Below are 7012 nucleotides of genomic sequence, written 5' to 3' on the forward strand. Positions count from 1 at the left end.
CCAGCGGCGCGATCACGCCCGGAACGCGCTCGACCTTGCAGCCGAAGCCGCGCTCCGCGATCGCGCCGGCAACCGCGGTGTGGAAAGCGGCGGAGTCATAATCGAGCCCGGCGATCTTCAGCGGGCGGTCGAGCTCGCAGGCCATGGCCGGCGCGCCCAATGCGAGACCGAGTGCGAATGTGGCTGCTCCGAAAAGGGCTTTCATCGTCGTCGCTCCCCCTATTGATCGTGACAAAAGCCGCCGGGGCCGGTTGCGCAGGCGGTTCGCGCTGTAACGCGGGGGCGGGCGAATTGATCCGCCCCTCCCGCTCCTTGCGAAGCAGCATCGCTCAAGAGGGGCGGTGAAGCGATGCACGACCCTGTCAGCGCCCGTCAGGACCGTGCAAGCCTCCAGCCCCGCAAGGCCCTGCCGGCGGCGTCACTGGCCGCGATAGGGTACGCCGCCATCCCAGCGCGACTGCCAATGGGACCGATACTGCGCCGCAATCTCCGGCATGCCGCGAATGACGACGACATTCTCCGAGTTCTTCGTCTCCGCGGAGAGAGCGAAATTGAACGAGCCCGTCTGGACGGTGTCTCCGTCGACGATGATCGTCTTGTCGTGATGGAGGTGGAAGCGATCGTTCGTGCGCAGCTCCACGCCGTTGCGTACAACGAGATCCATGGCGGTCCTGCTCGCCTTGCCCGTGTTCCGGTCCTTGTCGACGACCACGCGGATCTCGACCCCGCGCCGTTTCGCTGCGACCAGCGCATCCATGATGTCCTGTGCCTGAAACGCGTAGGCGAGGATCTGGATGCTGCGCGTCGCTTCGCCGATCACCTTCAGCACCAGCTGCCGCGCCGACCCTTCCGGCGAAAAGCCGACCTGCACGCCGGAGGCGGCATGACACGCGGGTGAAACGGCCAGCGCGATCGCCAGGCTGATGATGCGGATTGTGTTCACGACAGGCTTCGCCTTCATCGGTATGTGCCTCCTTCCGGAGGTCGCCCCAGCCCGCCTATCGAGCAGGCCGGCATCATGACGTTGACGGGATCATGCCCGCCTGATCCAACGCGACCAAGCCCCTGATCGCCCTGGGAAACGGAAGGACCTCGCCGTGACCGCCAGCAACCGTATCGTCCTCTCCAGCGACCATGCCGCCATCCCGCTCCGGCAGGCCATCGCGAAGCACGTCGCGGCACGGGGCTGGGATGTCGTCGATATCGGCCCGACGACGCCGGAAAGCACGCCCTATCCGAAGCACGGCGAAGCGGCCGCGCGGCTCGTCGCCTCCGGCGATTGCCGGCTCGGCATCATCCTGTGCGGCACCGGCCAGGGCATCATGATGGCCGCGAACAAGGTCAAGGGCATCCGCTGCGGCATCTGCTCCGACACGTTCTCGGCCCGCATGATCCGCGAGCACAACGATGCCAACATGCTGTCGCTCGGCGCCCGCGTGGTTGGCGAAGGGCTGGCGCTCGCGATCGTCGACGCGTTCCTGGGCGCAACCTTCGAAGGCGGCCGGCATGCGACGCGGGTGGAGATGATCACGGCGCTGGAGAAATAGCGCCAGTCCATTCGTCCCGCCTCGCCGAACCGGGGACTGGTCAGCCCGCGGTGAGATGGCTCAACAGGATCGAGGCGCCGGTCCCGGCACGCCGACCGGCGGCTGGACAGGCGCTCCGACGCACCGCAAGATGGCTCATGCGGTTCACCAAATGGGATTACATCGCGTTCCCATTCCTCGCTGCCGCCGGCATCGGGGTGTTCTACGGGGCCATCCGCCTCGTGGGTTATTTCGGCCTCGGCGTCCTCGGCCTCGTCATCGTCTTCATCACCGTCCGCATGGACCTGGAAAAAGACGGCCCGAGCGGCGTCCATCCCTCCGTCCTCGCCGAGCAGTTCAAGGCCCGCGATCGCATGTCGAGGGCTGAGAAGGCGGGCCTGTTTGCAGAGCAGCGGACGCGCCTTCAGCCTCAGTTCGTCGCGCTCGTCGTCGGGACCGGCTTCATCATCCTCGGATTCGGGATGCATTTTCTGCTCTAGGGTCCGGCCCCTAGTCTCACGGCTGCCTCAACAGCCCTTGCAAGTGGAGCCGTCGCTCAGACGCAAAGTGCCAGCGTCCCTGTTACCGTTGACAAGTTTCCCCGCGCAGAGACCAATCGATATCTTGCTGCGAATGCGAAGGTTGCGGGAGGATTGGGCAAATTTCACCATGCCCGGGAACCCGCCTCGGTCGATGACCAGACCGTCATTCGCATGAACCGCGACACACTCTATTCGTTTGCCGTCTTCGATCTCCTCGGTGGCGCAGCCACGGTTTCGCTGCCCGACGCGGGCAAGAACTTCATGTCGATGATGGTCGTCGATCAAGATCACTATGTGTCAGTCGTTGCCTATGGCACCAAGCCGATCACGCTGACGCAGAAGTCTGTCGGAACCCGCTATGCCCTCGTCGCTGTCAGAACCTTGGTTGACCCAAATGATCCGAAGGACCTCGCCGAGGTACACCGGCTCCAGGATGCCATCAAAGTAAGTCCGAAGAGCAGCGGGAATCTCGAACTGCCGAACTGGGACGACGCGGCCCTGACGGATATTGCAGCGCCCCCGTCCGGCGCAAGCCGGGGTGGGCGGCTGCATTCGAGTACCGCCATGGCGCCTGCCATTGGACGGCAGCGAGGCCTCGCATGCCGGCCTGATGCCCCGGATTGTCCCAAGGGCCTGTTGTCCGGCATCGGGATCGTGCGAAGGTGAGGCGAAAGCAAAGCCGTCCGAAGCACCTCGGCTCTGGTTCCGGAACGCAGCAATGGGGGGCGCCGTGTTGAAACGCTATGTTGCCTTAGTCTTCATTCTTCTCGGGCCGGTCGGCTGCGTCACGCAGGATACCGTCCCCCGCGCAAGAGCCGACGGACCGGCCTATACGCAACCCGGCATCGGCGCCCCGGCCCGCCAGACGGATTCGTTTGGGAGCGTTCTCCGCTAGGTATCGGCCCAGACACCGCGGCCGCGAAAAGGCGAAAGCCAACAGTTCAACAAAAAAACCGGCAGACCGAAGCCTGCCGGTTTCTCGATGTAAGATCGCTCAACCGTCTCAGCCGCGCGGCGCGAAGGCCTTGAGCGTAGCAGCGGCCAGCGCCGACTTCAGGATGGCGCCGAGGATGAAGGGCGCAGCACCGAACGCAATCGCCTTGGGCAGGCCGATCAGGACGGCGAGCCAGGCCACGCCGATCACCAGGCAGAGCGCGTTGCCGGCGAGCATCGCGGCGAAGGCGAGGCCGACGCGGCTGCCGTTCCAGCCGCGCTGCGCCAGCCAACCGGTCAGGGCCGCAGCGAAGGGGAAGGCCAGCAGGTAGCCGCCGGTCGGGCCGGCGAAATAGGCCGCGCCGCCGACAGCGCCGGCGAAGACGGGCAGGCCCATCGCGCCCTGCGCCAGCCAGGCGATCACGGTGACCGCGCCGAGGCGCCAGCCATAGAGCGCGCCGATCAGCGTGACAGCGAAGGTCTGCATCGTCATCGGCACCGGATACATCGGCACCTTGATCTGCGAGGACAGCGCCAGCAGCAGGCTGCCGACGATCACGGCGCCGGCCTGCCAGGCGAGCGTGCGGCTTTCCAGCCGCAGCGGGCTGAACGGGCGGCTGAGGGCAAGATCGGTCATGGTCACTCCTAGGGTCGCGATCAAATTATCTATAATTTCGATCTTTGATCTATGAGGAAGTCCATATCTCGCTGGAAAAGGCAAGTGCGCCGTTCGCTGTGACGTCCCCGCAGGCCCCGAAATTCTGAATCAGAGCAGAGCGTCATTCTCGGGCGTAGCGGAGCGGAGGCCCGAGAATCTCTTGCCGGAAGAGGCGCGGGCAGCCCTCTTCGGCAGAAGGTGTTCGGGTCAAGCCCGAGCCTGACGGCCACGGCATGTGCATGTTTAAGGAGCCCGCATTCGTAGCTTAGGCGCGTCCCCCTACCCAACGATCGCAAAAGCTCCGCGCGTCGCGCCCGAGGCGGTGCGGACCGGCCGTTCGCCAATCCACTGGGCATGCCGCGCCAGCGTCGCGATCGCCGTTTCCAGATCGCCGTTGCGCAGCGCGTTGAGGATGGCGCGGTGGTCATGGTCGGTGCGGGCTTCCCATTCCGAGCGCCAGGCCGAGAACAGGAAACGCGCGCTCGCCGCATGCAGGTCGTCGATGGTCGCAAGCAGGCGCTTCATGCCGCACGGCGCGACCAAGCTGCGGTGAAAGCGCCGATTCGCCTCCTCCCAGGCCCGGACATCGGTGGCGGCGTCGCAATCGCGCCGCGCCTGCTCGGCCTTGTCGAGGATGGCGGCGGTGAGATGCGGCGCGGCATGGCGCAGCGCCAGCACCTCCAGCGCCGCGCGCATCGCCGCGACCTCCTTCACCTCCGACAGGTCGAAGGAGGCGACGCGGACGCCCCGCCGCGGCTCGCTGATCGCCAGCCCCTGCGCCTCCAGCCGGCGGAAGGCCTCGCGCACCGGGACATGGCTTGTCTCGAATTCCGCGGCGATATGGTCTTGCCGCAGGCGGGAGCCGGGCTCGATCGTCCCGGCGATGATCCGCTCGGCCAGGGCCCTGGCGATACGGACGGCGATGGTGTCTTCGGCAGGCTTCGTCATGATTTATAGATAATTCGGCCGTGGGCCGGAGTCGATTGCGATCTGCGCGATGATCCCCATATGGGAGCCTCGCCGATCCTGACGTTTCCTGTCAGGAAGACGGCAGCAGCCGGGACGGCTGCGTGCTATTCATGCCGGGCAGATCGCCGCGAGGCTGGAAAGGCCCGGCATTTGCCCTACATCTAGCGCTTCACCGCAACGGACGCCCCGATGGCCCGCAAGACCGATACCGCCGCTGCCCAGGCCGCTGCGCTGGAAGACATGTTCGACCGCAACCGCGCGGCCGATCCGAACAGCCGCGCCATCACCGTGCGCGGCGCGCGCGAGCACAACCTCAAGAATGTCGATCTCGCCATTCCGCGCGACAAGCTCGTGGTCTTCACCGGCCTCTCCGGTTCGGGCAAATCCTCGCTCGCCTTCGACACGATCTATGCGGAAGGCCAGCGCCGCTATGTCGAGAGCCTCTCGGCCTATGCCCGCCAGTTCCTCGAGATGATGCAGAAGCCGGATGTCGACCAGATCGACGGGCTCTCGCCGGCGATCTCGATCGAGCAGAAGACGACCTCGAAGAATCCGCGCTCGACCGTCGGCACCGTCACCGAGATCCACGACTATATGCGCCTGTTGTGGGCGCGCGCCGGCATTCCCTATTCGCCCGCGACCGGCCTGCCGATCGAGAGCCAGACCGTGCAGCAGATGGTGGATCGTCTCACCGAGCTGCCGGAGAAGACGCGCGGCTATCTGCTCGCGCCGGTCGTGCGCGGCCGCAAGGGCGAGTTCCGCAAGGAGATGGCCGACTGGCTGAAGCGCGGCTTCCAGCGCGTCAAGGTCAATGGCGAGTTCTACGAGATCGCGGACGCGCCGGCGCTGGACAAGAAGTTCAAGCACGACATCGACGTGGTGGTGGACCGCATCGTGATCCGGCCCGATCTCGGCGCCCGCCTCGCCGACTCGCTGGAGCAGGCGCTGGAGCTGACCGACGGCATCGCCGTCTTCGAATATGCCGATGAGAAGGAGGAGAACGGCGAGGCCAGGCGCGTCACTTTCTCCTCGAAATTCGCCTGCCCGGTCTCCGGCTTCACCATTCCCGAGATCGAGCCCCGGCTGTTCTCGTTCAACAACCCGTTCGGCGCCTGCCCGGTCTGCGACGGCCTCGGCCACGAGATGCGGATCGACCCGGACATGATCGTGCCCGATCACTCCCTCACCTTGAAGAAGGGCGCGATCGCGCCCTGGGCCAAGTCGACCTCGCCCTATTACGGCCAGACGCTGGAAGCGCTCGCCAAGCATTTCGGCTTCTCGATGACCAAGCCCTGGTCCGAATTGCCCGAGAGCGCCCGCAAGGCGATCCTGTTCGGCACGGGCACCGAGCCCGTGCGCATGGCCTACAACGATGGCCTTCGGTCCTACGAGGTGAAGAAGCCCTTCGAGGGCGTCATCACCAATATGGAGCGGCGCTGGAAGGAGACGGAGTCGGACTGGGCGCGCGAGGAGATCGGCCGCTTCATGTCCGAGACGCCCTGCGCCGCCTGCAACGGCTATCGCCTGAAGCCCGAGGCGCTGGCGGTGAAGATCGATAGGCGCCATATCGGCGAGGTCTCGAAGCTCTCGGTCAAGGATGCGCTGGACTGGGTCACCGCCCTGCCCGCTAGGCTCTCGAAGAAGCAGAACGAGATCGCCCCGCGCATCCTCAAGGAAATCCGCGACCGGCTGACCTTCCTGCTCGATGTCGGGCTGGAATACCTGACGCTCGCCCGCGCCTCCGGCACGCTGTCGGGCGGCGAGAGCCAGCGCATCCGCCTGGCCAGCCAGATCGGCTCCGGCCTCACCGGCGTGCTCTATGTGCTGGACGAACCCTCGATCGGCCTGCACCAGCGTGACAATGAGCGCCTGCTCGGCACGCTGCGGCGGCTGCGCGACCTCGGCAACACGGTGATCGTGGTCGAGCATGACGAGGACGCGATCCTGACGGCGGATTACGTCGTCGATGTCGGCCCCGGCGCCGGCATCCATGGCGGCGAGATCGTCGCCAAGGGCACGCCGCAGGACATTCTCGACGACCCCAATTCGCTGACCGGCAAATACCTCACCGGCGAGATGTCGGTCGCGGTGCCGGCCAAGCGCCGCAAGGCCCAGAAGGGCCGCAGCCTCAGGATCGTCGGCGCGCGCGGCAACAACCTGCGCAATGTCGATGTCGAGATTCCGCTGGGGATGTTCACCTGCATCACCGGCGTCTCCGGCGGCGGCAAGTCGACGCTGGTGATCGACACGCTCTACAAGGCGGTGGCGCGCAAGCTGAACGGCTCGATCGACCACCCCGCCCCGCATGACCGCATCGAGGGCATCGAGCATCTCGACAAGGTCATCGACATCGACCAGTCGCCGATCGGCCGCACGCCGCGCTC

At 66.0% G+C, this 7012-nt stretch carries 7 protein-coding genes and 1 pseudogene; 4 read left to right on the forward strand and 4 right to left on the reverse strand.

All coding sequences use genetic code 11. The features are described 5' to 3' along the window. Both Q0Q02_RS22500 and Q0Q02_RS22505 read right to left on the reverse strand, forming a co-directional pair. A pseudogene (locus Q0Q02_RS22500) lies at positions 1-205 on the reverse strand (ABC transporter substrate-binding protein); the annotation flags it as partial. Positions 206-418: 213 nt separating this feature from the next. After that, entirely contained in the window at positions 419-961 is a 543-nt protein-coding gene (locus Q0Q02_RS22505; protein WP_293812892.1) for a phospholipase D family protein, read from the reverse strand. Positions 962-1097: 136 nt separating this feature from the next. Between Q0Q02_RS22505 and rpiB the strand changes: the two genes are divergently transcribed. The 3 genes from rpiB (at position 1098) to Q0Q02_RS22520 (ending at position 2734) form a co-directional block, all read left to right on the forward strand. Next, positions 1098-1547, forward strand: coding sequence for a ribose 5-phosphate isomerase B (rpiB, locus tag Q0Q02_RS22510; RefSeq protein WP_293812894.1), 450 nt, complete (start codon positions 1098-1100; stop codon positions 1545-1547). A 137-nt stretch (positions 1548-1684) separates the two neighbouring features. Next, positions 1685-2026 carry a hypothetical protein gene (locus Q0Q02_RS22515; protein WP_293812895.1) on the forward strand — a complete coding sequence of 114 codons (342 nt, stop codon included), beginning with the start codon at positions 1685-1687 and terminating at the stop codon, positions 2024-2026. A 153-nt stretch (positions 2027-2179) separates the two neighbouring features. Further along, a complete protein-coding gene (locus Q0Q02_RS22520) occupies positions 2180-2734 on the forward strand; it encodes a DUF1254 domain-containing protein (RefSeq protein ID WP_293812897.1) in 555 nt (184 codons plus the stop codon). Between the two features lie 337 nt (positions 2735-3071). On the opposite strand, the gene Q0Q02_RS22525 is transcribed toward Q0Q02_RS22520, so the two are convergent. Next, positions 3072-3638, reverse strand: coding sequence for a biotin transporter BioY (locus Q0Q02_RS22525; RefSeq protein WP_293812899.1), 567 nt, complete (start codon positions 3636-3638; stop codon positions 3072-3074). Between the two features lie 300 nt (positions 3639-3938). Next, entirely contained in the window at positions 3939-4607 is a 669-nt protein-coding gene (locus Q0Q02_RS22530; protein ID WP_293812901.1) for a GntR family transcriptional regulator, read from the reverse strand. 261 nt (positions 4608-4868) lie between these two features. Here Q0Q02_RS22530 and uvrA point away from each other — a divergent pair. Continuing rightward, positions 4869-7012, forward strand: a 2144-nt coding sequence (uvrA, locus tag Q0Q02_RS22535; RefSeq protein ID WP_293812902.1) for an excinuclease ABC subunit UvrA, incomplete at its 3' end; no start/stop codon positions are given.

Source organism: uncultured Allobosea sp. (assembly GCF_945956895.1).
Lineage (GTDB): Bacteria > Pseudomonadota > Alphaproteobacteria > Rhizobiales > Beijerinckiaceae > Allobosea.

What these genes read in the sequence shown, in the direction of transcription:
- Q0Q02_RS22505 (WP_293812892.1), bottom strand. Translation starts at nt 961, where the DNA reads ATGAAGGCGAAGCCTGTCGTGAACACAATCCGCATCATCAGCCTGGCG.
- Q0Q02_RS22515 (WP_293812895.1), top strand. Translation starts at nt 1,685, where the DNA reads ATGCGGTTCACCAAATGGGATTACATCGCGTTCCCATTCCTCGCTGCC.
- Q0Q02_RS22525 (WP_293812899.1), bottom strand. Translation starts at nt 3,638, where the DNA reads ATGACCGATCTTGCCCTCAGCCGCCCGTTCAGCCCGCTGCGGCTGGAA.
- Q0Q02_RS22530 (WP_293812901.1), bottom strand. Translation starts at nt 4,607, where the DNA reads ATGACGAAGCCTGCCGAAGACACCATCGCCGTCCGTATCGCCAGGGCC.